The 24749-nt window shown below is 51.4% G+C and carries 26 protein-coding genes; 10 read left to right on the plus strand and 16 right to left on the minus strand.

Going from position 1 to position 24749, the window contains the following annotated elements:
* Positions 1-477: 477 nt before the first annotated feature.
* A complete protein-coding gene (locus HPY52_04435) occupies positions 478-774 on the minus strand; it encodes a hypothetical protein (protein NPV79511.1) in 297 nt (98 codons plus the stop codon).
* Positions 775-2044: 1270 nt separating this feature from the next.
* Here HPY52_04435 and HPY52_04440 point away from each other — a divergent pair.
* The 4 genes from HPY52_04440 (at position 2045) to HPY52_04455 (ending at position 4309) form a co-directional block, all read left to right on the plus strand.
* Complete coding sequence (locus HPY52_04440; GenBank protein ID NPV79512.1) at positions 2045-2629, plus strand: Spy/CpxP family protein refolding chaperone; 585 nt, start codon at positions 2045-2047, stop codon at positions 2627-2629.
* A 257-nt stretch (positions 2630-2886) separates the two neighbouring features.
* Positions 2887-3159, plus strand: coding sequence for an AbrB/MazE/SpoVT family DNA-binding domain-containing protein (locus HPY52_04445; GenBank protein ID NPV79513.1), 273 nt, complete (start codon positions 2887-2889; stop codon positions 3157-3159).
* Positions 3147-3542 carry a PIN domain-containing protein gene (locus HPY52_04450; protein NPV79514.1) on the plus strand — a complete coding sequence of 132 codons (396 nt, stop codon included), beginning with the start codon at positions 3147-3149 and terminating at the stop codon, positions 3540-3542. The genes HPY52_04445 and HPY52_04450 overlap by 13 nt, the downstream gene beginning before the upstream one ends.
* A gap of 332 nt (positions 3543-3874) precedes the next feature.
* The gene (locus HPY52_04455) at positions 3875-4309 is read left to right on the plus strand and encodes a fused MFS/spermidine synthase (protein NPV79515.1); all 435 of its coding nucleotides are present in this window, start codon (positions 3875-3877) and stop codon (positions 4307-4309) included.
* A gap of 311 nt (positions 4310-4620) precedes the next feature.
* Here HPY52_04455 and HPY52_04460 read toward each other — a convergent pair whose 3' ends face one another.
* Entirely contained in the window at positions 4621-4800 is a 180-nt protein-coding gene (locus tag HPY52_04460) for a hypothetical protein (GenBank protein NPV79516.1), read from the minus strand.
* Between the two features lie 1607 nt (positions 4801-6407).
* On the opposite strand from HPY52_04460, the gene HPY52_04465 reads away from it, so the two are divergent.
* The 5 genes from HPY52_04465 (at position 6408) to HPY52_04485 (ending at position 9498) form a co-directional block, all read left to right on the plus strand.
* Positions 6408-6932: an ABC transporter permease gene (locus tag HPY52_04465; protein NPV79517.1), complete on the plus strand. Its 525-nt coding sequence runs from the start codon at positions 6408-6410 to the stop codon at positions 6930-6932.
* A 35-nt stretch (positions 6933-6967) separates the two neighbouring features.
* Complete coding sequence (locus tag HPY52_04470) at positions 6968-7951, plus strand: ABC transporter ATP-binding protein (GenBank protein NPV79518.1); 984 nt, start codon at positions 6968-6970, stop codon at positions 7949-7951.
* Positions 7951-8955, plus strand: coding sequence for an ABC transporter ATP-binding protein (locus HPY52_04475; GenBank protein ID NPV79519.1), 1005 nt, complete (start codon positions 7951-7953; stop codon positions 8953-8955). The genes HPY52_04470 and HPY52_04475 overlap by 1 nt, the downstream gene beginning before the upstream one ends.
* 106 nt (positions 8956-9061) lie before the next feature.
* Positions 9062-9307, plus strand: coding sequence for a hypothetical protein (locus tag HPY52_04480; GenBank protein NPV79520.1), 246 nt, complete (start codon positions 9062-9064; stop codon positions 9305-9307).
* The gene (locus tag HPY52_04485; GenBank protein NPV79521.1) at positions 9304-9498 is read left to right on the plus strand and encodes a hypothetical protein; all 195 of its coding nucleotides are present in this window, start codon (positions 9304-9306) and stop codon (positions 9496-9498) included. The genes HPY52_04480 and HPY52_04485 overlap by 4 nt, the downstream gene beginning before the upstream one ends.
* 104 nt (positions 9499-9602) lie before the next feature.
* Here the strand turns inward: HPY52_04485 and HPY52_04490 are convergent, their stop codons facing one another.
* The 14 genes from HPY52_04490 to HPY52_04555 all read right to left on the minus strand — a co-directional run bounded on the left by HPY52_04490 (position 9603) and on the right by HPY52_04555 (position 23536).
* Positions 9603-10328: a bifunctional phosphoribosyl-AMP cyclohydrolase/phosphoribosyl-ATP diphosphatase HisIE gene (locus tag HPY52_04490; GenBank protein ID NPV79522.1), complete on the minus strand. Its 726-nt coding sequence runs from the start codon at positions 10326-10328 to the stop codon at positions 9603-9605.
* Positions 10329-10367: 39 nt separating this feature from the next.
* The gene (gene hisF, locus HPY52_04495; GenBank protein ID NPV79523.1) at positions 10368-11123 is read right to left on the minus strand and encodes an imidazole glycerol phosphate synthase subunit HisF; all 756 of its coding nucleotides are present in this window, start codon (positions 11121-11123) and stop codon (positions 10368-10370) included.
* A 172-nt stretch (positions 11124-11295) separates the two neighbouring features.
* A complete protein-coding gene (gene hisH, locus HPY52_04500; GenBank protein ID NPV79524.1) occupies positions 11296-13026 on the minus strand; it encodes an imidazole glycerol phosphate synthase subunit HisH in 1731 nt (576 codons plus the stop codon).
* 32 nt (positions 13027-13058) lie between these two features.
* Entirely contained in the window at positions 13059-13652 is a 594-nt protein-coding gene (hisB, locus tag HPY52_04505) for an imidazoleglycerol-phosphate dehydratase HisB (protein ID NPV79525.1), read from the minus strand.
* Between the two features lie 144 nt (positions 13653-13796).
* A complete protein-coding gene (gene hisC, locus HPY52_04510) occupies positions 13797-14924 on the minus strand; it encodes a histidinol-phosphate transaminase (GenBank protein NPV79526.1) in 1128 nt (375 codons plus the stop codon).
* 1 nt (position 14925) lies between these two features.
* Positions 14926-16353, minus strand: a complete 1428-nt coding sequence (hisD, locus tag HPY52_04515; GenBank protein NPV79527.1) for a histidinol dehydrogenase — start codon at positions 16351-16353, stop codon at positions 14926-14928.
* Complete coding sequence (locus tag HPY52_04520; GenBank protein NPV79528.1) at positions 16353-17180, minus strand: ATP phosphoribosyltransferase; 828 nt, start codon at positions 17178-17180, stop codon at positions 16353-16355. The genes hisD and HPY52_04520 overlap by 1 nt, the downstream gene beginning before the upstream one ends.
* A 2-nt stretch (positions 17181-17182) precedes the next feature.
* The gene (locus tag HPY52_04525; GenBank protein ID NPV79529.1) at positions 17183-18163 is read right to left on the minus strand and encodes a hypothetical protein; all 981 of its coding nucleotides are present in this window, start codon (positions 18161-18163) and stop codon (positions 17183-17185) included.
* Between the two features lie 249 nt (positions 18164-18412).
* On the minus strand, positions 18413-18751 hold the full coding sequence (locus HPY52_04530; protein ID NPV79530.1) for a helix-turn-helix domain-containing protein: 339 nt from the start codon (positions 18749-18751) through the stop codon (positions 18413-18415).
* Between the two features lie 137 nt (positions 18752-18888).
* A complete protein-coding gene (locus HPY52_04535; GenBank protein NPV79531.1) occupies positions 18889-19458 on the minus strand; it encodes a hypothetical protein in 570 nt (189 codons plus the stop codon).
* A 453-nt stretch (positions 19459-19911) separates the two neighbouring features.
* Complete coding sequence (locus tag HPY52_04540; protein ID NPV79532.1) at positions 19912-20178, minus strand: RNA-binding protein; 267 nt, start codon at positions 20176-20178, stop codon at positions 19912-19914.
* Between the two features lie 213 nt (positions 20179-20391).
* Positions 20392-20616, minus strand: coding sequence for a NifU family protein (locus tag HPY52_04545; protein ID NPV79533.1), 225 nt, complete (start codon positions 20614-20616; stop codon positions 20392-20394).
* Between the two features lie 194 nt (positions 20617-20810).
* The gene (locus HPY52_04550) at positions 20811-21701 is read right to left on the minus strand and encodes a LysM peptidoglycan-binding domain-containing protein (protein ID NPV79534.1); all 891 of its coding nucleotides are present in this window, start codon (positions 21699-21701) and stop codon (positions 20811-20813) included.
* A 386-nt stretch (positions 21702-22087) separates the two neighbouring features.
* Complete coding sequence (locus HPY52_04555) at positions 22088-23536, minus strand: DUF1015 domain-containing protein (protein NPV79535.1); 1449 nt, start codon at positions 23534-23536, stop codon at positions 22088-22090.
* 591 nt (positions 23537-24127) lie between these two features.
* Here HPY52_04555 and HPY52_04560 point away from each other — a divergent pair.
* Entirely contained in the window at positions 24128-24547 is a 420-nt protein-coding gene (locus tag HPY52_04560) for a DUF3842 family protein (GenBank protein ID NPV79536.1), read from the plus strand.
* The last annotated feature ends 202 nt before the right edge of the window (positions 24548-24749 follow it).

The raw sequence follows: 24749 nt of genomic DNA on the forward strand, positions 1-24749 counted from the left end.
CCCATGGTCATCCACCTCGGCGGAATAGACATCAAAACCAAATAGAGTGAATTCCATCTTGGCATAATACTCGGCATATCGCCCCAATTGCAGATGATTCAATCGATCCCAGTCGTATTTATTCATCTCGGACCCTACATGCAACCTCTCCATATCATTGGAATCAGATCATACCAGTAGCATCTTGTCGCAGCCAATATCTTTTGGTACCCCCATAATTAAGTCGGTGTCTTCAGCTTTTCATCTATCATAGCCTAATCTGGTATGCATCTGCCCAGCGCGCAAGGTCTTCTTCACTTCGTGGCTCGAACTGAATGCTATTATCGCCAGGATAGGGCTCCATATGAAGTGACCTTCCCCAGATGATATCTTCTGGGACCTTATCGGGAAAAGCCTTGCACTTGAGCTTACCTTTTTCTAGATGCTTACAGACTATGCAAATTGGAGCGCCACCTATTGTCATTAGGTTTCTCCCCTTTATGCCGGTGAGTTCAGCCTTTTTTGAGGCCATCGGGTCAATGTCCATGAAAGATTGCAACAATCGTCTGCATGGGTTCCCTGCCCATCTATGCAAGGCATCTCCACCTGCCCGGACTCTCGGCCCATAAGACCTCTCACAAGGAAACGATATGCATCCAGGGCGATAAGGTGCGCTTCTTCAGCTGACACTTCCCGGCGGCTCCGAATCTCCGCCGTGAGGTGGCTAATAAGTGATTTCGCCTGCACTGAGGCTGCCTGACTATGGATGCGCTGGTAGAATACGGGGCGACCCATAGCTATCACCTCCGCATCCATTTGCCGTACATTACCGCATCCGTATGTCTATTCCTTCTCATCACCCCATTTTCTACGTGTGCTACACCTACAGCGTTACTGCTACCAGCCAAATCTCACACCGAGCGAATTGAACGTCTTTCCTATAGTCTTCCTGTGGCTGTCATATTCCATGGTTATCCAACGATAGCCAGTTACAGCCATAACAGCCCAATTCCTGGTCACACTATGGGCCAAACCCAGCCCAATTCTGTGTGATTTTGCGTATGTTACTTGTTCTGCTCCATCGGATGCAGCTCTGGCAGAAATAAACCCGATGCTACCCCATAAGAACACATCAAATGGATGCTCTTTCTTGAGATAATATCTACTGCCTAGAGTAAAGGCAGTGGCAGATAGACCCGAGGAATTACCCTCATTCTGCCGATACTGGGCCTCGTAATTAAGACCAAGAACTACCCATTCTGACCTCTCCTTTTGACGAGCAGCTCTAGCCGTATCGTTGACCCTAACACAAACCTGGCAGATGCATCGGACTTACTGCCTACCACGATGCACAGAACTGGCCCCATGGATCTACATCCACTGGCATTGATTATAGCAGCTTCAGATCAAGCCTTTCTAAACAAACCTAAACTCTCGCCAACGTTTCTCTCAACTTTCCATAGCTTCTATAGCGAGGGAATGTCTCTCCAGGGGAGACTACGGCATTGATCCGGCAGGCAGCATCGAGGCATTATGTGATTCCAGGCAGCGCCCGCATAAATGTTGGGGAAAGGACAATTCAGTGCTATTTATCCATGTATAGGGAAGGAGGCTTTGAGGCGCTTATGCCTGTGCCGAGGGAGAATTTCCAAAGTCGACAAGGAAAATCAAAAATCTCTATAGACTAGGCTTTAGGCAAAAAATCCCCCTAATGCCCGTAGTTGCTGCATTTTTGCTCAAAGAGGAGGGGGACATCGGCTAGGAAGGCCTCCAGAAAAGTTAAAGGGGGATCGGAACAAAATCGGGACGAAATACGTTTTAAGTAAGATGGAGGGGAAGTAAAGGAGTAAGATGGAGGGGATGGTAAAACCAATGAGATTCAAGGCCTTCGTTATTTTGACCGCAAAAACTTCATCGTAACTCCTTCTGGCTTCATACTCTCTTCATAATCTCACTGTTACAATGGGAATTAAGACGGCACAGGCAGGCTGTGAATTTAGAACCACACATTGGCAGCAAGCCTGTGCTGTCAGGACGATATGCTATATGAGGAGGTGTTCTCGAGATGTTCTCTATGAAACGACTTATGGGCATCACCCTGGTGGCGGCGCTCTTCCTTGGGACCATGGGGATCGCATCCGCAGCACCCATCCCCAAACTACGTCCTGTCCCGAGATCTGCCCCGTTCCTTTCATCTGGGCCAACCGTAAACACTCTTCTTGGTTTTAACGGGACGCTCGAGCGGTTCGCCAGGTACCTGGGGCTTTCGGCTGAACAGCAGCAGAAGCTGCTCCAGCTCCAGCAGGATTTCATCGCAAAGACCCAGGACCTGCGGTTTGCGCTCCAGCAGAAGATGCTCGAACTCCGCCAGCTTTGGAGCCAGGATAAATTGGACGAGGCTGCCATCTCCCAGAAGTCAGGAGAGGTAGCAGGGCTCCGTGCGAGGCTTCTCGAGGAGAGGAAGGCCCAGCTAGACAAAGTAAAGCAAATCCTTACTCCAGAGCAGCAGAAAAAGCTCGATAAGCTCAATTCTGGGACCCAGGAGATCCGCCGGGGCTTCCGCAAGGGCGTTTTCGGCCGCTGGGGCGGAGCACACGGCGGTTTCCGCCCGGGAACGCGCCATTGGACCAGGGTTTGTCCCTGGATGTGACACCGGCTTCCCGGGTAATACAGGTTCGGTCTGGTTAATGCCATTCTTCTCTCAGGCTCTTAGGGAGGCCCTAAGAGGCCCGTAGAGTAGATAAAAAATTCCGCGGCTTATAAAAAGCTGAGGGAGTGGTCAGGTGAGGTGGCCATGGGGGGAAACCTCATGGCCTTTTTATTTATTAAGACAGCCATTATCGATGCTTGAATATAGCCTGCGGCAGAGGTATACTTTAAGTAGGAACATCTTACAGGAGGTATACCATGACTTACGAGATCACGCGCGTAACAAGCAAAGGGCAGATGACGATCCCGGTTGAAATCCGACGTGCGCTCGGTATCCGCAAGGGCGATCCCCTTGTGGTGACCCTTGAAGGAAACGAGATTCGCCTACGGAAGATTGAAGCCTTTCGCCCGCTGGATGACGCCGATCCAATCTGGAAACTGATCGGAGCCGGGAAAAGTGGGGATAGTGATGTCTCGGAGAGGCATAATCACTATCTCGCCGCGGAGGAGATTAAGCAGTGGAACGCGTGATGGTCGATACGAGCGCGGTCTATGCTCTCCTCGACCGCTCCGATGCTAACCATAACAGGGCTGTTATGCTGCTGAAGAATATGAGGGTCGCCGGCTGCAATGTTCTCCTGACCAATTTCATCGTCGCCGAGGCGCACGCCCTGATTCTGGCAAAGCTCGGACACGGCCTAGCGCGGTCATGGCTCAAAGGATTATGTTGGCCTGTAGAAAGAGTGACGGCGGAGGACGAGGAGCGGGCAAGGGAAATCATTTATACCTACGAAGACAAAACCTTTTCTTACACGGATGCAACGACCTTCGCTGTAATGGAGCGAATGGAGATCAAGAGGGCCTTTGCTTTTGACAAGCATTTCGCCCAGTTTGGGTTCTCCCTGTATTCGTAGTTTCTTGACCGAAACCCGGCCGCCACCCCCTTTTAGTTTCGCGACAAAACCCCCTATAATATACCATTCGGAGAGGAGGGAACTCATAAAACCGCAGGGGCTTCGAGAAGCCCTGCAGAACGAAAGGCCGGGCGGAACTATTACCCGACCTCTTTCGTGGCCTTGCAGGGGAAATATGAGGCTCTGAGTAACCCAAGCGATGGATAACGTAAAAAAGCGATTCTTCGCGTGTTCAACATGACTTACAGGAAACCAAAGGCGAAAGCCCCGGAACAAATTCCGGGGAGGATGTCGACAACTCCTTGGTCCAATCATCAGAGAGGGGAATACGCATGCTCTATGTAATCGTCTTTATGAGTGGTGCGGTTTTGATGTCTTTGGAAATGATCGGGAGCAGGCTTCTAGCCCCTACTTTCGGCACATCCATTTATGTATGGGGTGCCCTGATCACCGTCGTCATGACAGCCCTTACGCTTGGCTATTATCTGGGGGGAAAAGCTGCCGACCGGCGACCAGACTCTCGAGCCATGGTACTGATCCTAGGCGTTGCCGGGTTATTAGTAGGATTCCTCCCATTCTGGTACATCCCAGTTAGCTACTCCCTTGCGATGCTTGGACCGCGCAGCGGCTCGCTTGTGGCTGCGTTCGCCTTCTTCTTTTCTCCATTGCGGCGGACCAATAGAGTGCTGCCATGCTGTCTGGAGAAAGCACATAATCACTTTGGTCGGCGTCCTATTTGTTGGGAAGGATTGATCAGTGGATCTTAACTGAGTGTGGCTTTTGCCGCCAGTGAATCCAATTTCCTCGCATCCTCAAGGCGCAGATGATACCGGAAAAAGCGATGAGAATTCCCTATTCGGTATAAGGGTGATAGGCTTGAAGGCATGATATATCAATGCATGCACTCTCTCCTCGCGGCACACTACAGAAGGGTTCCCACATACTGAAATGACGAGCTTTGGACGTATAGTAAGAGCTTTACTCCAATCGATGGGTTTTGTGAGAAAATCGTCTAATTAGCCCTACCCTACCATATTGAATTGCTTTGGTCGTGGTCAGAAGGCTATCCGAATCGAATTCATTTCCTTCCTCTTATCGAGGGCCCATCATGGTTATCGAGGTAGCCGATCACGGACTGGTACTGACGGACGTATGGACCTTCCACCTCAAAGGCACACTCGCCCTCTCGTCCCTCGGGTCCATGCCATATGGCATAATCGCCCGGGCCGGACACGTCGGGCTCACGCCAAGGCTTCATAGACAACTCTCCCTTCTCTTCGAATCGTTTTGATGCAGGCTCTCTCATGCCGCATGGGGCAAGACATAAACTGTGACAAGATTGAGGCCTATGTAGCTTCTTATATGCAAGGGGTGGGGCTCCGAGAGAATATTGGAAATAAGGCTGGATTACGTAGGGCCCCAGAGAAAAATCTGCTATTCTGTGGGGTATTAAGCGCAATCTCACATGTTTTTAAGGCATGCCAGACCAAGATAGGTTTATATCGTCGTGAGCCATAGCGGTGAGCTGGACGACAACATGTCAAAGATGCTTAATAAGGAGAACTTCGGCAGGAGGAGGAACATCGAATTGCCATGTATGAGGACCTTCTTGAGCGAGGTAGGATAGCAATAAAAATCCCGGGTACATCTATTATCCTTAAGGAGGCGGTACATTTGGCCAGAGCGGTTTCTGGAGTGTCTTGAAGTCCCAATTTTGGTAGGGTTGATGTATGGCGTAAAAGCCATTTATCTACCGGGGAAGATTTTGAGTGGATCATCAAAGATAGCCCAGATGGTAGATAATCACCCTATTGATGGGTTGGGTTTTGCTAATCATTTGCTAATGTACTATCTGAAATGACCTATCACGCGACGGACAGATTAACATAGCGTACTGCTTAAAATGCAGCTAGTAGTAAACTCGAAAACTCGGCTCGTTCAATTTACATTTATCTGTAAAAGAGGCTATAAAGTGATTGTAAAACTGATTGATTAAGTTGTTGATGATCTATTTCTACAGGGAGGCTCAAAATCCTTCTTCTTGGATGATAAAAACCGAGAAATATATGTGGCGACTACATTATCTCCACTAAAAGCACGGGTGACAAGCTCTTGGCCAGATCTCTAAGGTGGGTGGCGAGTTATTGGTCATCCCAAACCGCTGGTGACGAGTTTTCGGTCACCCTAGACCGATGGTGGCGAGTCTCTGGGCAGGTTGCGCGCGGAAGTGACTGAGAATTCGTCAGCTTAGACCGAGGGTGACGAGACTGTAGGCAGGTCCCGCACGGAAGTGGCTAAAAATCCGTCAGCTTCCCCGCCAAGGTGGCGACATTCCCGTCAGGTTGGGATGATTTTGGAAAAGTCTGGGTCTATCTCATCTTGAGCTAGCTAGAATTTAGGCAGGTTTTTCTCAAAGGTGGCCAAGATTTCGTCGGCCTCTGGTCCGTGCCGGCAGATTTCTCGCCACCTTGCCCTCAAATTGGAAGATTATAGGTTATGATTATCCATAATAAGGGATTTTGTAGCATATATTGGCCTGGAGTGGCGAGATTTTGGCCAGTTTGGACGCGGAAGTGGCTGGAATTTCGGCAGCATCTGCTCTCAAGTGCGAAAATCCTACCAGGCTCTACTCTCCGATGGCCAGAACCTAGGAGATTGCTCGAAAACTCTGACGACCTCTATATATTGTGGGATATAGCTTCTTTGGTAGGGTTTCCGAGCAGATTCCTAGGTCTGGGTTAATAAAACGCCAATTGTTCGGTCTGCCTCGCCTGCTTGGGCTGCCAGATTTTAGCACAGGTATATATGCGACAAAGGCCCTTGCAGACAGCGGGCCCGGAGAATGGTTAGCTGGGGGGCGCTACCTTGCTGATGCGCATCGCAGACTTTTTCCTGACTATCCCGAGCCTTCCACTCATGATAGTGCTTGCAGCCTATGTGAGAGTGGATAGCGCCCCCACCATGGCCTTGATTCTGAGCATAACGGCATGGGCAGGACTTTCAAGGGCGATCCGCGCACAGGTGCTTTCTCTGAAAGAAAGGGAATTCATAGAAGCCGCCAAGGTCCTGGGGCTGCGCAAGAGCCACATTATATTCAGGGAACTCTTGCCCAATATGGGTTCATATATAGCCACCAACGCCATACTTGCCTTTACGGGGGCCATGTATGCCCAAGTGGGGCTGTTTTTCCTGGGTGTGGTGCCATTTTCTTCTCTCAATTGGGGAGTCATGCTGAATTTCGCCGTATCTCAGGGCGGGGCCCTGTACACATTGAGGAGCGTACATTACCTGCTGGCGCCAATTGTATGTATCGTCCTTTTGCAGACCGGTGCCGTCCTTTTCGCCCGGGCAATGGAGATATTATTCAACCCGCGTCTTAGGGTTCGATGACGTGGGGGAATCCGACGATATGGAGGTTCGGGCCTATGGCTAAGAAAGATGTCGTTCTTCAGGTTAAGGATCTAACGCTGGCATATATGACTCCGAGGGGGGCTCTCCGCGCTGTTGATCATGTCGCCGTTGATGTTTATTCCGGGGAGGTCCTGGGGATCGTAGGCGAGAGTGGGTGCGGGAAATCATCGCTGGCTTTTGCGCTGATAAAGCTGCTGCCTTCCTCGGCCCGAATTGAATCAGGGCAGATATTCTATGGCGGCAAGGACATCATCTCCGGGATGGACGGCCCATCTCTGCGAAAATTCCGGTGGCAGGAGATTTCAATGGTGTTTCAATCGGCACTGAACACCCTCAATCCTGTTATGAGAATAGGGGAGCAGATACAGGACGTGGTCCAGGCGCACCTTCGCCTTTCCCAGGCCGAAATATATGATAAGGCCGCTCGTCTTCTGGAATGGGTATATTTGAATCCTACCAGAGTCTGGAGGGCATATCCTCATGAATTGAGCGGTGGGATGCGGCAGAGGGTTGCCATAGCTCTCAGCCTGATACTGGATCCCAAAGTGGTAGTCCTGGATGAACCTACCACGGCTCTCGATGTGATCAGCCAGGAGATCATCCTCAGGATTCTCACCAGGATTCACCGTGAGATGAACATCTCCATGATATTCATCACCCATGATCTTTCTTTGGTTGCGCGAGTAGCGGAGAGGGTCGCAGTGATGTATGCGGGAAAGATAGTGGAGATAGGGACCTCAGAGGAGGTATTCTATTCCCCCAGGCACCCTTATACAATGGGCCTCTTGAAAGCGATACCTTCTACAGTAGGCGATCTCCGCAAACTTGAACCTATTCCAGGCTCACTCCCGGATCTCATCGAACCGCCCCCGGGTTGTCGTTTCAGGCCTCGATGCAATTTCGCCACGAAAGCCTGTAAGAAAGGCGAGCCAGAACTGATTCGTATAAATGAATCACATCAAATAGCATGTTTCAACTGGAAGGGAGCGGGACGCTGATGAATTCTAACATGCCTTTGCTGCAATTTAGACGGGTTACAAAGCGTTTTCAGACCCCAAAGAGCAAAGAGAATAGGAAGGGCATAATAACGGCCCTGGATGGGGTTTCTTTGGATCTCTATAAAGGTGAAATCCTGGCGCTGGTGGGTGAAAGCGGCTGTGGGAAGACAACTCTGGGGAAGATCGCGGTGGATCTTGTCCGCCCTGATGGTGGAGATGTCCTGTTTGAGGGAGAAAGTATCTATGGTTTCAGGAAGTCCAGGTATCTGAAGTATCGTCGCAGTGTGCAGATGATCCATCAAGATCCGTACGCGGCATTGAATCCCATGCGGACAATTCTTCAGACCTTAAGCGCGCCCATAGAGCAATACAAGCTGGCATCCGGACGCAGCGGCGTACTTCATAAAGCCGAGGAGCTTTTGAGGGTGGTGGGGCTCGAACCGCCTGGTGACATTCTGGGTAAGTATCCACATCAGTTGAGTGGTGGGCAGAGGCAACGCGTGGTCATTGCCCGGTCCATCTCTTTGAATCCATCGGCGATTGTGGCTGATGAAGCTGTTTCTATGATAGATGTCTCACTGAGAGTCGGGATTCTCAATCTCATGATGAAGCTGCGTGAAGAATTAGGCATAGCATATCTATTCATCACTCATGATCTTGGAATTGCGCGCTACTTCGCCCAAGGGAACAGGATTGCCATAATGTATCTTGGCAGCATCATGGAGGCCGGGCCCACGGAGGAAGTGATCAATTCTCCCATACATCCTTATACGAGAGCTCTTCTCACCGCGGTTCCTGTCCCTGATCCGCGAAGAGCCCGCGTCGAGAGACCACTTCCACTGAAAGAAGCAGAGATTTCAGGTCATTTCATGCCATCCAATAGATGCAGGTTCGAGCCCAGGTGCATCTATGCCACGGATGCCTGCAAAGAAGGCGCTCCTGTTCTCCGGGAGATTATGCCGGGAAGGCACGTAGCGTGTATTAGAGCTGATGAAATAGGGTAGTTATCTATTTTGAAAAAGGCAATCGCTCCCATTTTCATCCTGCGATGGCGGCGGTAGTCGTCCGCCACGGCGGATTCGGACTACCCCGGCTTCCCGTAGATCAGAAATGCGGAGCATCGCTGATGTCATGATTTTGGAGGAGGGTGAGGGGATCATGACCCCTGAGGTAGGGCGAATGCTCTTTGCTTCGAGCGCATGCCTGCTTATGATGAGTCTCATATGCATCCCTTATCTGGAGGCCAACTCCGCCGAATTTGTGGTGGACATCATGGCAGTTGGGCTAAACACCGGTTTTCTCATTTACCTCACGCGCCTGTTGAGGGCAGGAAATGGGAAAGAACGGAGGCGGTGAGAAGGACATTCGGAAGCCTTGCCGAAAATGGAATATTGGGTGAATCATTTGGAAGCCTTGCCAAGAATTCAGTATTGGATCGGGCATCGCACGAAGCGCCCCAGCGGGGCGATATGGAAGACTTCGACATTCTATTCATGAAGGGAGAATTCCTCGTGGCAGAAGTGGCAGAATCATTTAGGCCCGGTTAAAACAGGCGTTGGTCGTGAGGTCTGAACAAGCCTGACGGAGACTTCGCGCGCGGATTGTTGTGAATCCTTACAGAGCGGTCGAGAATCCTTGCAGAGCGATCGCGCTATTTACGTCCCCCATGCGCGGCTCTTCTTTTCTTTAGCTCTTCGCAAAGGGCGGAAAATGGTATATCTTGGGACGCCAGCGCCACCAGGGAATGATACCAAAGGTCAGCCAGCTCGGCAACGATGTCGCTGGATATCCCGTTTTTCGCTGCGATGATGAACTCCCCGGATTCTTCCCCGACCTTCCTCAGGATCCGGTCGAGGCCAGATGCCATAAGCCGCGAGGTGTAGGACCCCTCGAGCGGATTTTCTTTTCTGTCCTTGATCACGTCGTAAAGCTCATCGAGTATCCGGGCAGGCGAATCCGGATAGACAGGCGAATCCGAATGGGCAGGTGAATCCAAAGGATGTGCGGCGGCGCCGACCGCCTCATTTTCCTCTATTTCGAATTCACCACGTTCATTCAATCTCCTATAAAAGCAGGAAAAGAAGCCATCATGGCATGCCACCCCGGCCTGTTCGACATTGATGAGCAGGGTATCTCTATCGCAGTCCGCGCGAATCTCTTTTACCAGCTGGTAATGCCCGGAGGTCTCGCCTTTGAGCCAGAGGCTCTGGCGTTTGCGGCTCCAAAACCACGTCTTGCCGGTCTCCAGAGTTCTCCGCAGCGCCTCCTTGTTCATATATGCTACCATGAGCACGCATCCGGTCTTATGATCCTGAATCACAGCCGGAATCAGCCCGTCCGGCGAAAAGACCAGCTGAGACAAGATCTCATCGCGCAATGGTTTCGAATTCTCCACTGCATATCATCCTTCCTTCGCTCAGAGCCTCACTGGTATGCCCTTATCTCTCAAATACTCCTTAACCTGGCGGACCCGAAACATGCCGTAGTGAAAGACCGAGGCAGCCAGGGCCGCGTCTGCCAGTCCTTGGGTAAGTACCTGATAGAAATCTTCCAGCTTCCCGGCCCCTCCAGATGCAATAACCGGAATATCCACTGCTTCCGCCACTTCCCTGGTTATGGCAATGTCATAACCTTCCTTGACTCCATCTGTGTCCATACTGGTGAGAAGTATTTCACCAGCGCCCAATTCTTCAACTTTTCGAGCCCATTTCACAGCATCTATTCCTGTCGCGTTCCGGCCCCCATGTGTGAAGACTTCCCAATGGTCATTCACCCGTTTGGCATCTATGGCTACGACAATGCACTGGCTTCCGAATTTACGGGCTCCCTCGGAAATAAGGCTGGGATCGCGCACTGCCGCGGTATTGATGGAGACTTTGTCTGCCCCAGCCCGGAGGAGAGTTCCGATGTCATCGGTGTTTCGGATACCTCCTCCAACAGTGAATGGAATGAAGACTTGGGAAGCGACATCTCTTGCCACATCTACAATGGTGCTCCGGTCCCTCCAGGAGGCTGAAATATCTAAAAAGACCAGCTCGTCCACGGACTCATCATTGTAAAATTTCGCAAGTTCCGTGGGCGAACCTGCGTCTCTCAATTTCTGGAAATGTATGCCTTTTACTACTCTACCATCTTGGACATCCAGGCAGGCTATGATTCTCCTTGCAAGCATGTTCTCACCCCTGAAAACCATCATCGGGAGCCGCAGACGCAGCAGCTGGAATGTCGCCCCGCCACTGGGCATTGGAAGCTGCAGCACAGCAGCTGGGATGTGGCCCTATCGCTGGATGGACACCCGTGCCGCCATGGCGGCACCATCGGGGCCGCAAAATAACGCCCGCTATTTACTGGATAGACCCCCATGCTGCTGTCGCAGCGCCGTCAGAAGGATGGAAATCCCCCGAAGCGGACCCCACTATTTTCTGGGTAGCCGCAAGAACATCCTGGAGGGTCAGATCCTTCGTATAGAGTGCCCGCCCTATGATCATACCAGTGATCCTCCCGGGGAGCGCTTCTGATTCCCTTGCGGCCAATGCTATTTGTTTTACATGCGCAAGGTTTGCTATACCCCCAGATACTATCGTGTCGACGCCCATTCGCGCGACAGCCATGGCATGATCGAGATTTGGTCCCTGCATTGCCCCATCTCGCCGTATATCCGTCACTATCGTCTGCCGTATACCCAGAAGCTTTAGAGCCCTGACAACGTCCTCGATGGTCCGGCCTGTGTCACGCTGCCATCCGTCCACCGCCACTTGGCCATCTCTGACATCTATTGCGGCGATGATCTTGCCGTCGAACCGGTCGACCAGCTGGCTTATCAATTCTGGCGAATTGAGAGCGGCGGTGCCGACGATGGCCCATGAAACGCCTGCTTCAAATGCCTTCGCCACACTCTCAAAAGTCCTCAACCCGCCGCCTAATTCTATCTTGACGCCCGGCACAGCGCTGGCCATTTCTTTTATCAGCGGAAGGTTGACCGGCTCCCCGGCCGCTGCGCCGTCTAGATCTACTATATGAATTCTTGACGCCCCTTGAGAGGCCCAGAATGACGCTATTGCAACAGGATCTTCCGAGAATACCGTCTCTTTGGAGAAATCCCCCTGAAACAGGCGCACACATTTCCTCCGCCTGATATCAATGGCAGGGATGACTTCAAGGTATCCATCTTCAGGAGCGCCTTTATGGATTTTCTTGAAATCGCTCCCGGCGCAGTGTACCGAAACTGAGGGAGGCGATTTAACTGAGACAGGCGCTTTGCACAATCCGATTGAGGCAGGGGCCTTGCACAATCCGATGAAATTGGACAAAAGAGATAGCCCCACGCTGCCACTTTTCTCTGGGTGGAATTGGACACCGAATACAGACCCCTTGCAGACCGCCGAAGGGAAATTCACAGCTGGAAGCGCCACACTGGTGGAGGAGAGATCCTGTGAGCAGCGTGTTTCCCCAGAGATTTCAAATCCATATGTAGTCATCCCAACTTCAACATCGGCTTCATCCGGCACAGCATAGTATGAGTGAGCGAAATAGAAATAGGAATCGTCCGGGATTGTATCCAATAGCTTACATTCTCTCCGGATCTTTACTTGATTCCAGCCCATATGGGGGACTTTGGGCGCCTTTACCGGCAAGATGTGAGTTATGGCATCATCGAATTCAAATCTCCTCACCGAACCCTTTATAACTCCGAGACCCTCAGTCCATTGAGACTCTTCGCTTCTTTCAAACAGCAGCTGCATTCCAAGGCATATCCCAAGGACAGGCTTGCCGCTCGCCAGAAATGATCTGACTGTTTCATTAAGTCCGCTATTATGCAGGAAGTCCATGGCTTCCCCGAACGCTCCGACGCCAGGGAGGATGAGCCCGTCCGCCGCGGCCACCTGTTCCGGATCACTGGTGATGGTAGCTTCAGCCCCAAGGCTTTGCAGCGCCTTCTTGACGCTGGTGACATTCCCTATCCCGTAATCTAAAATGGCTATCATGATCATCTCACCATCCTTTTGCCGCGCGGAGGCGCCCCATGTAAGGGCCACGCGTGGAGATCCTCCACGTAGACGCCCCTCTTGTTTCATGCATGGGCAAGAACGTGGTATTGGGGTCAACCTCAAAGCACGCCTTTAGTTGACGGTATGGATGTTCTGCGGGTATCTAGAGATACGGCCTCCGCCAGCGCCCTTCCAAAACCCTTGAATATGGCCTCGATGATGTGATGCGTATTCTTTCCGTATATTAGATTGATATGCAGCGTAACCCTTGCATTCCGGACGAAACCCATGAAAAATTCCTCGATGACCTCTGTATCCATGTCGCCCACCTTTTCTCTTTGCAGGGGAACGTTGTAGACAAGATGACTCCTTCCACTTATATCGATGGCCTCACTTACAAGGGCCTCGTCCATGGGAATCTGGACGCTGCTGAATCTCCTTATTCCAGCTCGATCTGAGAGAGCCTTATCAACGGCCTGTCCGAGACAGATGCCGACATCCTCGACGAGATGATGGAAGTCAACCTCCACATCTCCTTCCGCTTTAATAGACAGATCAAACAGGCCATGGGCGCCCATCAAAGTCAGCATATGGTTCAAAAAACCGCACTGGGTATCAATTGAGACCACGCCTGATCCATCCAGGTCGATCTCAACTCCCACCTTGGTCTCGGAAGTTTCACGTCGTACTTTTGCCGAACGACAGATTTCCATGGCTTCCATTGGCATTCGGCGCAAGATGTCCTCCGGTTTGTTCAAGGAGGCCGCGCCCTACCTCTCCTTTCGCCATCTTCTTGCCAAGCAAATGTCATTGCTTTTGGACATATGGGATTCGTGATCGGATTAGAGACCTTTCGCTTATCTCAATCTGGATAGAGCCTCGAGAAATACATCATTGTCCTCTGGTCTCCCTATGGTCACCCTCAGGTACTGCGATATGTCAAGAGCTCCAGGGGCCAGATCATGCGGCCTTGCAAACTTTCGCACCCAGACTCCGGAATCGAGCAATCTCCTATAAGCCTCGTCCGCCGGAAGGGGAGGCCGGAGGAGAAGGAAATTGGAGGAGGAAGGGAATACCTCGATCCCAATCTGGAGAAGGCCGGCATATAATCGTTGCCTTTCCTTCTTTATCTCTTCCACGACTCTCAAGAGCTCATCCTGGTGACGCAAGATCATCTGGGCTGCCAGTATGGAAATAGAACTGCAGTTATACGGCAATTTCACCAGGTCCAGCTGTTCCGCCACCGCTGGCGCCATGATCCCGTAACCCATCCGTAGACCAGCAAGCCTCAGAGCCTTTGAGAAGGTGCGGAGAATGATGATATTGCCGCTCGATATATTTTCTTCGTCTCCTGGCCTCGCAGCCTCATTGAGGAGGGCCCCGCCTTCACCCCCTGGCCTCGCAACCTCATCAAGGAGGGTTTCACCGCAAAAATCGTAATATGCCTCATCGATCACCACGAGTCCCTTGGCTTCGCGGGCAAGCGTCCTGAATTCCTCGGTGTAGGCGCCGCCATTTGGGTTATTGGGATTGCAGAGGAACGCAAGCGAGGCATCATCAGAGAGTTCCTCCTGGAGCCTTTTCATATCGAGTGTGAAGCCTTCGCCAAACGGGACCTCCACCACTGGTATGCCAACGGATTCCGCAATCCGGCGATACATGGTGAAGGAAGGATAAAGTGTGATCACCTTCCTGGCTCTTTGTCTCCAGGCGAGTATGATCATCTGGAGCAGCTCATCAGAACCTACCCCGACGACTACCATATTCTCAGTGACTCCGAGCCTTTGCGACAGGTCGCGTCTGAGTTCATCTGCGTTCTCAGACGGGTACCTGTTGAATGGGAGCCTCAAGATCGCCTCGGCGATTTCGCGTTTGATGTGTAATGGAACGTCGTATGGACTCTCATTGGCGTTGAGCCTTATGAGAGGTGTCCGGCTATATTCAAGGGCCGCATCCGCAGCCTTGCCAAATGCATAGGAAGACATGCTAACTCGCCTCATTTCCTCTGCTGCCCGCCATAGATTCATCAGGGTGTGAATCTTGCGTCATAGACTCATCGGGGCGTGAACCCTGCATCATAGACTCATCTGAGCGTGGATCCTGCTTTGTATCTTTCGCTGAATTGTCCTGGCATTGAATCGCGCCTATGGAATCGAGCCGTATTCTCATTGAATTCGCATGGGCAAACAGGCCCTCGGTTTCAGCAAGCTTTATGGCATAGGGGCTTGCCTTCGCTAGATTTCTGGGGCTATACTTCACCACATTTATTGGTTTCAAAAAGTCCAGGCACCCCAGTGTCCCCCGGTACCTGGCGCAGCCCAACGTCGGCAGCACATGATTCGGACCGGCGACGTAATCTCCAATAGGTTCGGGACTATAATGTCCAAGGAATATCGTCCCCGCGTTCCTGATCTTCTCTAGAAGTGCCATGGGGTCGGCTACCAAAAGCTCCAGATGCTCCGGGGCGTATTCATTTGAAATCTCAATAGCCTCACCCATCGACGAGACCTCAACTGCCCCGCCATTTTGCGTGAGAGCCTTGATGATGACTTCACGCCTTGGCGCATTCCGCGTCTGCTTTTCGACTTCCGCGTCCACGAGATCCGAAAGGCCGGCTGCAGTAGTGATAAGAACAGCTGAAGCGAGTTCGTCATGCTCCGCCTGGGAGAGCATGTCCGCCGCCACAAAAGCTGGATCGGCGGTATCGTCGGCCAGTATGAGAATCTCGCTCGGCCCGGCCAGCATATCGATTCCGACGTCTCCATATACGAGCTTTTTGGCAGAGGTTACAAACGCGTTGCCTGGACCTACGATCTTGTCGACCCTCGGCACGATGTCAGTCCCATATGCCATCGCCGCGATAGCCTGAGCCCCGCCCACCTTGAAAATCTTATCTACACCGCAAATATCGGCGGCCACCAACACGAAAGGATTGATTTCCCCATTTTTGCCGGGCGGGGTGCACATTATTATTTCCTCGACCCCGGCGACTCGAGCCGGTATAGCCGTCATCATAACAGTGGAAGGGTAGGCGGCTTTGCCGCCAGGTGTATAGATGCCTACCCGCTTCAGCGGCGCCATTCTCTGTCCAAGGAATCCATCGCCATCAAGTTCCATTGTCCAGGAGGCGATGGGCTGGCGTTCATGGAAAGCCTTGATGTTTTCGAAAGCGAACATCGCCGCATCCATGAATTCCCTGTCGACAACGGCGCGGGCACGCATGATCTCATCTCTTGATACCTGGAGCCCTTCCATATCCAGTGAGATGCCATCAATCTCATGGGAAAGCTCAATCAGAGCCCGGTCCTTATAGGTTCTGACCCGATCTATTATCTGCCGGGCGACAGTTTCCTGCAGATCAAAGCGATTCTGTCTTCGTGACAGGAGTTCGCTGGCGGAAAGCCTGGGGATCATCATGCGCCATCACCTGCTTCAATTTCGGGCTCTCCTGTTTTTCCATCCTGTTCCATCGTGGGCTCTCTCATCTTCCTGTCCTGTTTCATCGCTGGCTCTCTTATCTTCCCGTCCTGTGAGATCCGCCCTCTATCATCTGCCGCAGGTTTCCTTTCATTTTTATTTCCATTTGCCAGAGGCCGGATAGCGTCAAGCAGAGCGCGTATCCTCGCGATTTTGAGCCCGAAGCTCGCGCGGTTCGCTATCAGCCTAGCAGTCGCAGTGGCGATTTCAGATACAACTACGAGATCATTCTCAGCAAGAGTCCTCCCGGTCGAGACTATGTCCACTATGAGATCTGATAGACCCGCCTGCGGCGCGAGCTCCGTCGCTCCATGTAGGGGAATGATCTTTACGTTAATACCCCTGGCATTGAAATATGTCTCAGCGACACGGGGAAATTTGGTAGCGACCCTTAGGGCTCTATGGCTGCTTCCACCGGGAGTGTCTAGGATACGGGACATTTCTGCCGCGAGAGTGCTGGGAGCTGCCACTACAAAGCGACAAAAACCAAACCCAAGGTCGACGAGTTCATATACGTCCCTTGCCTCTTCCATAAGCACGTCTTTCCCGACAATCCCTACATCAGCCGCGCCATATTCTACATACACAGGCACATCTGTGGGACGAGCGAGGATGAATCGCGCATCATCCACATCGAATACAAGCTTCCTGGTGTCTTCCTGCAGTTCACCACATTGGAACCCCGCCCCGCTCAGCACCCTCTGACAGTCAGGCAGGAGTCTTCCCTTGGGAATCGCTATGGTAAAGAGGTTCTCTTCTAACAACCCTAAATGCGCCCCCCTGCCATCAATATGTGCTCAATATGAAGGGCAAAGCCCACAGCTCCTTCTGAACGACCGAGAAGTCTGAGCAGGCCGTCGTATCGTCCCCCACCGCAGACGGGGCCGCCATGGCCAGGGGCATAAGCTTCAAAAACCATTCCTGTATAGTATTCCAAATCCCTGACCAAGCCTAGATCCAGTTGGATCTGGATGGAAGGCCTGTTTATCTTTGCCTCCTTGATAACCCTCCGCAGGCTTGAGACGACACATGAGATTCGACCAGAAGGATCATATGCCGCCAGCGCTTCTGCGCTTTCCAGCAGCTTTTCCCCATCTGGCAGCTCCAGGATCTCCATCAAGAAATCCCTTGACCCCTCTGGAATCCGGCTCCCTTGTATAAATCTCTCCAGGGACACGAGATCTCTGACCAGCAGGGCTTCCCTTACGCGGGTCTTTTCAGCTTCTTCCATGCCGGCGATTTCCATGACGGCCTCGATGAGGCCTACATGGCCGAGCCGAATTTGGCAGCTCGAGATGCCAGCTTCTTCGAGACACCTCGAGGCAAGGGTCAATATCTCTATGTCCGCCTCTGGCTCGCCGTCTCCCACCAACTCTGCCCCTATCTGGTGCGATTCAAGGCCGTCTGCCTCTCCGGGCCTGCGGGCTTTGAAGATGCTACCTGAATAGAAAAGGCGGAGCGGCCTCGGGAGCTCTCGCAATTCCTTTGCGGCAAGACTTGCTACGACTTCGGTCATGTCAGGCCTCAAGATCATGACCCGGCCGCGGTAGTCAATGAATTTGTAAGCCGAATCCATGAGCTTTTTCAGTGGCCGTGGCCCATTAGAAGCATATTCTTGCACAAGAGGTATGACTACTTCCTGGTAACCGGAGGCTGATAATATCCCTGCGAGACGAGCTTCAATCTCTCGCTTTGAGACGCTTTCAGGCGGCAAAAGATAACTGCGGCCTTCAGAAAAGGAATTCAATGCACTCCAACCTCTCCCACGAAATCCGTCATCGGTCTATTACCGCTTTAATCGCGAAATCTATCATTGGTTTGTCATCGCGCTAATCACGAAATCTTTCTCCGGTTTGTTATCGCGTTAATCATGAGATTTGTTGTTGATTTGCCATCGCCTTAATCTTGAAATCTATCATTGGTTTGTTACCGCGTTAATAAGGTAAAGTGTTAAATTAAAAGATCAAGAAGAGTCTACCACCTGATATACACCCTGTCAAGACCCTGATTTGGGCGGACTGGATTTTGGCGGCAGAATCCCTTCTTCACGCATCCTGTCGATGATAAGCCGGTAGCCATCCGCTCCATATTGGAGAAATCTCTTTACGCGGCTTATAGTGGCAGTGCTTGCGCCCGTCTTTTCGGCGATTTCTGTATAGGTGCGCCCTTCGTCCAGCATCAAGGCTACCTGAAATCTCTCCGCTAGCGACTTTATTTCGGCCACAGTACATAGATCCTCGAAGAACTTATAGCATTCGTCTACGGTCCTGAGGGACATCATCGCCTTGAATAGAAGGGTAGTACGGTCGTCCATCAGTTTCTCGCTGGAAGGCATTGATAACCACCTCATATCTTGTGATAGAGAGGATCGGTCATAATTAGTGGTTTCAACGTAATCGGCGATTCCCCTTCACGAAATCAAAGGATCAATTCCTCTCAATTCGAGATGAGCAGAACATATCATCTTATCTTTCATCTGTAAAAGACAAGATTTCCAATGGCCGTAGTCACCGGGCGGCTCAGCACCCATGCATTCGATGTCTGCGATGGGTTATAGAACCCTATGGCGCCATACGAAGGATCTTCTCCTCGAATAGCTTCATCTGCGGCCGCGAGCGAAGTGCTGTCAGGGGGAATATTGATCCGCCCATTCTGAACCACCTCATACTGCCAGTAACCACTTTCAACCTGGTATATGACCTCAGGAATAGTATCAGGATAGAGCGGGCTCTTCACTCTATTAAGCACAGTGGCTCCCACTGCCACCTGGCATAAAAAAGGCTCTCCTTCAGCTTCAGCCCTGATAAGGCGCGCAAGAAGCAGTTTATCTTCCTGGGAGATCCCGGGCTCATTGATTGGAGGTTCGCTTGGTGGGACGTCGTAACCGTCACCAGGGGTTCCAGGGGATACTGGAGGTGGAGTGCCTTCGGGGGGAGAGATTGCCCCCGAGGGAGGCACTCCGTGGGCATTTCCTCCAATCCCTGTGGCTACTGCCACAACGAGAGCAAGAATAAGAGCGATGGTAAGGGTGTCGTTGTGCATTGCTACAGTTGATACCTCTCTTGCTGCGAATATTGCTGCGAAACTTGCGTGTTATCGTGTTGTATAGCTGCAACAGATCATACCAGATTTGGGGAAAGTGATATTCGGTTGTCCAGATTCTGTAACCTCAAATATTACTTATCTTTTGTTCAAGATAGCGCCGTGATAGACTGTTGAATCTATATAAACCATGTCACCTGCTGCGGAAAAGAATCAACAAATATGGCTCATTAAATCCGTTGCGGCGTCAGCCTGTGGAGCTGCTAAGTGACATTCTCCACATTGCTATATTTTTCGACATGCCTGTCCAAAATCCTTCTTCAATCATAATAAAAAATGCGGACTAGCGGAGCGGGGTCAGCACACTCTCGACCGCACGCTCCAGATCTATGGGGGGATAAGATAAGGAGGGGGTGATTTTCCCCCTCCTGCCCGGTCAGGATACTATATACGCTACCGTCTGTAATGGTGGCCGCCTCCGCCTGTTCGCTCGGGCCGCGGACGGGCTTCATTTACAGTAAGGCTCCGTCCCTGGAAATCGATTCCGTTCAGGGCTGCAATCGCATCGGCAGCTCTATCCTCGGCCACTTCGACGAAGCCGAAACCCTTATCAGGGATAACGCGCACTTCAGCCGGGTCATAATCCGCGAACAAGCCGCGGAGCTCTGATTCAGTAGTGTGGTAGGGCAGATTCCCTACATATAGGCTTTTCAATGTCATCAATTATTCCCCATTTCCATATCATTAGATCATGTCTGAATTTGCCAGCTCCGTCTCCGTCCCGCATCACCGTCTCAAGAGAGCTGGTTCTTTTAAAGTATGCCCTGTGCTTCCCCGATATTATTCCGGCCATTGTTGTGGCGTCTGTGCCCATGTGGCAGCATCAGCGCCCATACCGGCGGTTGGTGCGACGCGCGGTCGTATCCCGTCCGGTTAGTCCACGGCTTCCACGCTCTCTACCTCAGGTATTTCAGCCTTTAAAGCCCGCTCTACCCCATTTTTCAGGGTAAGCCTGGACATAGGACAACCCACGCATGCTCCGGTCAGTCTAACTTTTACAATCCCACCGTCGATACCTACAAGCTCGACGTCTCCGCCATGGGCTTGCAGAGCAACCTTGATCTGATTCAGCACTTCTTCGACTTTTTCTTTTAACAAGTCCTTCACCCTCGTTTCCCCGCCCGTGAGAACCCATATCCATGAGGAGCAGGGCGGTTTATTTCCCCATGCAGCATTATTTTGTCGCCATCTCAATTATATAGTTTCATCCTTTTTGGGTCTATATAGTTGGATCAACCGATCAACCCCCGCCACCGCAAAAGTTGACGCCCAATAGCTGTGCCAAGAATATCTCAAGATGAGCTGATCTCAATGTCTAAGGATACCTCTACATTCGTGGAAGTATTCCAGGCGGTGATAGTATAGCGTCTCCCTTGAGGAACCCTTCTTCCCTGATTGTCCACCTGATTCCAGACCTCTCTGAACACCTGGGATTCACCGGGAGAAAGCGTCACCTCGGTGATCATCATTATGAACACCTTTCCGTGTGACCAGCGCCAAATCTCCTCGCCCCCGCTCATGATGAGGATGTCAAATTGCTGGCCTGTGCCATATTGCAGCGAAATTGGAGCCCCCGAGACGTTAGTCTTGGAGAATATGATTCGCACAGGTTCGCCCGGGTTATAAATACGCTGATTTGTATAAAGCATATAGAGGATGCCGCCTTCCAGGCGAGTCGCGTAGTTCCCACGTCGTCCTGGAGGGACAACTGGTGGCACCGTGGGGGGTACAACGGGCGGTCGCGGTGGTGGCACTGGCGGTGCTGGCGGCGGTGTTGGGGGTGCCGGCGGGGGACCGGTTACAGGGATCAAGATCATTTGGCCAGCGTAAATGAGGTCGGGGTTGGTGATGTTATTGGCTGCTGCAATCGCTTCAATTGTTGTTCCGTACCTGGCGGCGATCTCCGCCAATGTGTCGCCGGGCTGGACAATGTAGACCCTGAATCCTGGGACGACGGTTACGGGGGGCACTGGTGCCGGCGGCCCGGGCGGTCTGGGTGGGGTGGGTCTTGGCGCCGGTGGTCCTGGAGGGACGCCGGCGACGGGTATCATTAAAACTTGTCCAGGAAAGATCAGGTTCGGGTCGGGAAGATCATTTGCTCTGATGATCGCCTCTGGCGTAACACCATATTGTTGGGCTATGCGCCAGATAGTATCCCCGGCCTGAACAACATAGCTGATCATGGCCATTTACCTCCTCAGGAAGAGGCTTTCTTCCTTCAGCAATCTGAATACCTCATCTGGTCCTATGAATACGCTTCTGGGCCTGCTTATATCACATTATTAAAGTCTATGAAAGCATGACACTCTGATCCGCTGATTCGTCAATTTCGGATTACCTTGTATCTGGAGAAATGATAGATATGTCCGGCGCCTGGATTTGCCCCAGTCCACCGCAAGTGGGAGATCGCGGATATGAGGCCGCTCAGAGTGAAAGGTCATGGAATATCAGGCCGCTCAGAATAAAAGAAAAAGATCATGGAACGTCATGCTGCTCAGAGCGAAAAATCGCAGAATATCAAACCATTTAGGGCGAAAGGTCGCGGAATATCGGGTCGCTCAGAACGAAATTAGAGAGAAAGATCGCGGAATATCAAGCCACTCAATGGTTTAGGATAAAAGTATGTAGACTTTTGTGGCATTCTCTGGCCTGCCTTCACTACACTGCGAATATCATCGAGCCGGGTAGGGCTGAGGAAAAAGGCCATCTGACACCTGCCGTTCATTACCCTAGCTTGCGCTTCGCCGGGGTCTCGCGTATATGATAGATTTAGATCTGTTTCGCCCAATTCTCGCATCATGATGTGATTTATCAAGATTTCATGAAGCAGGGTGACATCCAGGTTCCCCCGCGGAGATGATGCTTCTTTGCCTAATAGCTTCTCGACTTGGGTCCTGGTAGCAGGGTCGTCCTTCATGATGAGACTGAAGTACCCCGCCTTATCGATGAGAACAAGAAATGAGTGTTCCTCTCCAGGCAATGATTCTGGCATAAGGTCCCCCATTTCTTCTATCGTGAAGAATCTTTCGGCGGCCTGGAGAAATCGAGATTTATCAAGGGCTTTGAAGTTCTCTAGCATGCGGTGGGTAGGGAAGACCGTAAGGTCTTGGGTATCCATATTAACCAGCCACATCATGACATAATCGGCTGGTATATTATTTCCAGCAACATAATTGGGCGCCATGCCCTCACTGGCCACCTTGGCTGATCTTATTTCATCCCGGTAGACCATTGCTGTTTCATAACGATGATGGCCATCTGCTATGTAGATCTGCTTGTCTAGAAAATATCGCTCCAATGATCTCACAAGGTCTTTATCGCAAAATGACCATACTCTATGGGAAATGCCATTGTCATCGGTGAGTTCCATAGCCGGTCTATTTGAAGAAATGATCTCTGAAACAATACTGTCAGCCCCTCCAGAGGGGTCTGTATACATACCGAAAATCGGGCTGAGATTTGCCTTGCAGGACCGCATAAGGGCCAGTCTATCCTGCTTGGGGCCTGGCATAGTATCCTCATGAGGCAGGATGATCCCCTTCTCGTATTCCTCTATCTTGACAGCTGCAATTATACCGCGCTGGATGAGGGAAGACTTTGGCGCACTTTTCACACTTGAAGGCCCTGACCTTCTCCCCGAATGTTCATCATCGGAAGCGGAGCTGTCAGAAAACTGAGCTCTGCCCGATGTTTGTTTCTTGCCATATGTAGGGAAGGCCTCAAGGGAATATTCTTCTTCATAAATGTATAAAGAAGGTTCTGAATCCGCCACGAGAATCCCTTCGGTCAGCCACCGACGGAACGCCTCGCCCGCGCGTATGTATTTATTTTCGTGCGCCCCATCCCCTGGCCTATCCTTCCCTAGGATCAGCCTTATAACGTTCTGGGGGTGCCTCTCATATAAGATGTTTTGCATTTCAGGGCTGATGACATCATAGGGCGGAGCTATGACCTTGGACAAATCCGCGATGCGCTCTTGGTTATAATGAATGCCCTCAAACGGTATGATTTCTGCCATATTATCGCCGCAAGGGAATGTGCATGATGGGATATAGATCTGTCGCGGCTTCTCTCCTTTCGTGGTTTAAGGAAATGCTATGGCCCTGCATGGCCCAGGCGGTTTTTTGTGCCATCTTGTTTATCCCGCGCCTCATACGCACTGGGGGTTTTTTCGTGCCAATTTTATCGCAATGACATGCGGAGGTCAATGTCGATATATGGAGGCCGATTTATGCATCCGGCCCAATCCTTGATGTCAATCACTCGCCAGCCAGGATGATAAAACACTTACCACCCGGCGGCAAGTGGTCATCTATCTAGCCCTTATCATAAAGCACTGCTAAGATTCCCGGCTTCGTTTACCTATGAAAGTTATATGTATCCCAGCAAGATCTTTTCATGCCAAGACCTGTGGCAAGGCCCTATTATCGGCAGACCCCGCACGTTGTATGTTTTAAATCTGAGTTTGCCTATATCTTGTTTATCCGTGGAAGGATTTTTATAATGAGGCTAGAATAATGCGGAATGGGAGATCTGCGAAGGAATTCGAGGAGGCATATCCTGGAAGTATGGGGCCTCCAAAGGATAGGGCAGGGGGATTTATTTTCGGGTGAAGATTGCTGTAGTTGATGGTCAGGGAGGGGGAATAGGCAGGAGCATCATTGAGCGTCTGAGACGCGATCTCACTCCGGAGGAGTTAGCTCGGGTGAGAATTATAGCGCTAGGGACAAATGCCCTCGCCACCGGGGCGATGCTGAAGGCAGGAGCTGATGAGGGGGCTACCGGCGAGAACGCTGTGGTTCATACGGTTGAAACCGTTGATCTCATATTGGGGCCTCTCGGTATTGTCCTGGCAAATTCGATGCTCGGTGAGCTTACTCCCAGGATGGCCAAGGCCATCACCACCAGCAGAGCCCGAAAGCTGCTCATCCCTATGAACCGGTGTGGGGTGGAAGTCGTGGGTATTCAGACCGAGTCCATGCCCAGGCAGCTGGAGATCCTAGTTGAGAAAGTGAAGGCAATGCTGTAGCGCGACGATCTAGCAGTCCGCGTCGCCAAATGTCGCCAAATATCGAAGAATGGATTTCAGACCACGAAGGTCTTTGAGTCTCAGTCTGAAGGCAGAGACTACTTCGCGGTCTTTTTTATTGCCTGATCTTCAAAAGGTGCCCTTTACGGCATATGAAATCAGGCGAGGCCGACCACCGCGAGCAGAATAATTCCTTGAATAT

This window comes from Bacillota bacterium, assembly GCA_013178415.1.
Lineage (GTDB): Bacteria > Bacillota > SHA-98 > Ch115 > Ch115 > Ch115.

Coding starts and splice junctions, on each gene's coding strand:
- HPY52_04445 (NPV79513.1), top strand. CDS start 2,887: ATGACTTACGAGATCACGCGCGTAACAAGCAAAGGGCAGATGACGATC.
- HPY52_04540 (NPV79532.1), bottom strand. CDS start 20,178: ATGACATTGAAAAGCCTATATGTAGGGAATCTGCCCTACCACACTACT.
- HPY52_04535 (NPV79531.1), bottom strand. CDS start 19,458: ATGCACAACGACACCCTTACCATCGCTCTTATTCTTGCTCTCGTTGTG.
- HPY52_04455 (NPV79515.1), top strand. CDS start 3,875: ATGCTCTATGTAATCGTCTTTATGAGTGGTGCGGTTTTGATGTCTTTG.
- HPY52_04475 (NPV79519.1), top strand. CDS start 7,951: ATGAATTCTAACATGCCTTTGCTGCAATTTAGACGGGTTACAAAGCGT.
- hisF (NPV79523.1), bottom strand. CDS start 11,123: ATGCTTGCAAGGAGAATCATAGCCTGCCTGGATGTCCAAGATGGTAGA.
- HPY52_04530 (NPV79530.1), bottom strand. CDS start 18,751: ATGCCTTCCAGCGAGAAACTGATGGACGACCGTACTACCCTTCTATTC.
- hisD (NPV79527.1), bottom strand. CDS start 16,353: ATGATCCCCAGGCTTTCCGCCAGCGAACTCCTGTCACGAAGACAGAAT.
- HPY52_04550 (NPV79534.1), bottom strand. CDS start 21,701: ATGATCAGCTATGTTGTTCAGGCCGGGGATACTATCTGGCGCATAGCC.
- hisB (NPV79525.1), bottom strand. CDS start 13,652: ATGGAAATCTGTCGTTCGGCAAAAGTACGACGTGAAACTTCCGAGACC.
- HPY52_04435 (NPV79511.1), bottom strand. CDS start 774: ATGGGTCGCCCCGTATTCTACCAGCGCATCCATAGTCAGGCAGCCTCA.
- HPY52_04460 (NPV79516.1), bottom strand. CDS start 4,800: ATGAAGCCTTGGCGTGAGCCCGACGTGTCCGGCCCGGGCGATTATGCC.
- hisC (NPV79526.1), bottom strand. CDS start 14,924: ATGTCTTCCTATGCATTTGGCAAGGCTGCGGATGCGGCCCTTGAATAT.
- HPY52_04480 (NPV79520.1), top strand. CDS start 9,062: ATGCGGAGCATCGCTGATGTCATGATTTTGGAGGAGGGTGAGGGGATC.
- HPY52_04555 (NPV79535.1), bottom strand. CDS start 23,536: ATGGCAGAAATCATACCGTTTGAGGGCATTCATTATAACCAAGAGCGC.
- hisH (NPV79524.1), bottom strand. CDS start 13,026: ATGAAACAAGAGGGGCGTCTACGTGGAGGATCTCCACGCGTGGCCCTT.
- HPY52_04470 (NPV79518.1), top strand. CDS start 6,968: ATGGCTAAGAAAGATGTCGTTCTTCAGGTTAAGGATCTAACGCTGGCA.
- HPY52_04440 (NPV79512.1), top strand. CDS start 2,045: ATGTTCTCTATGAAACGACTTATGGGCATCACCCTGGTGGCGGCGCTC.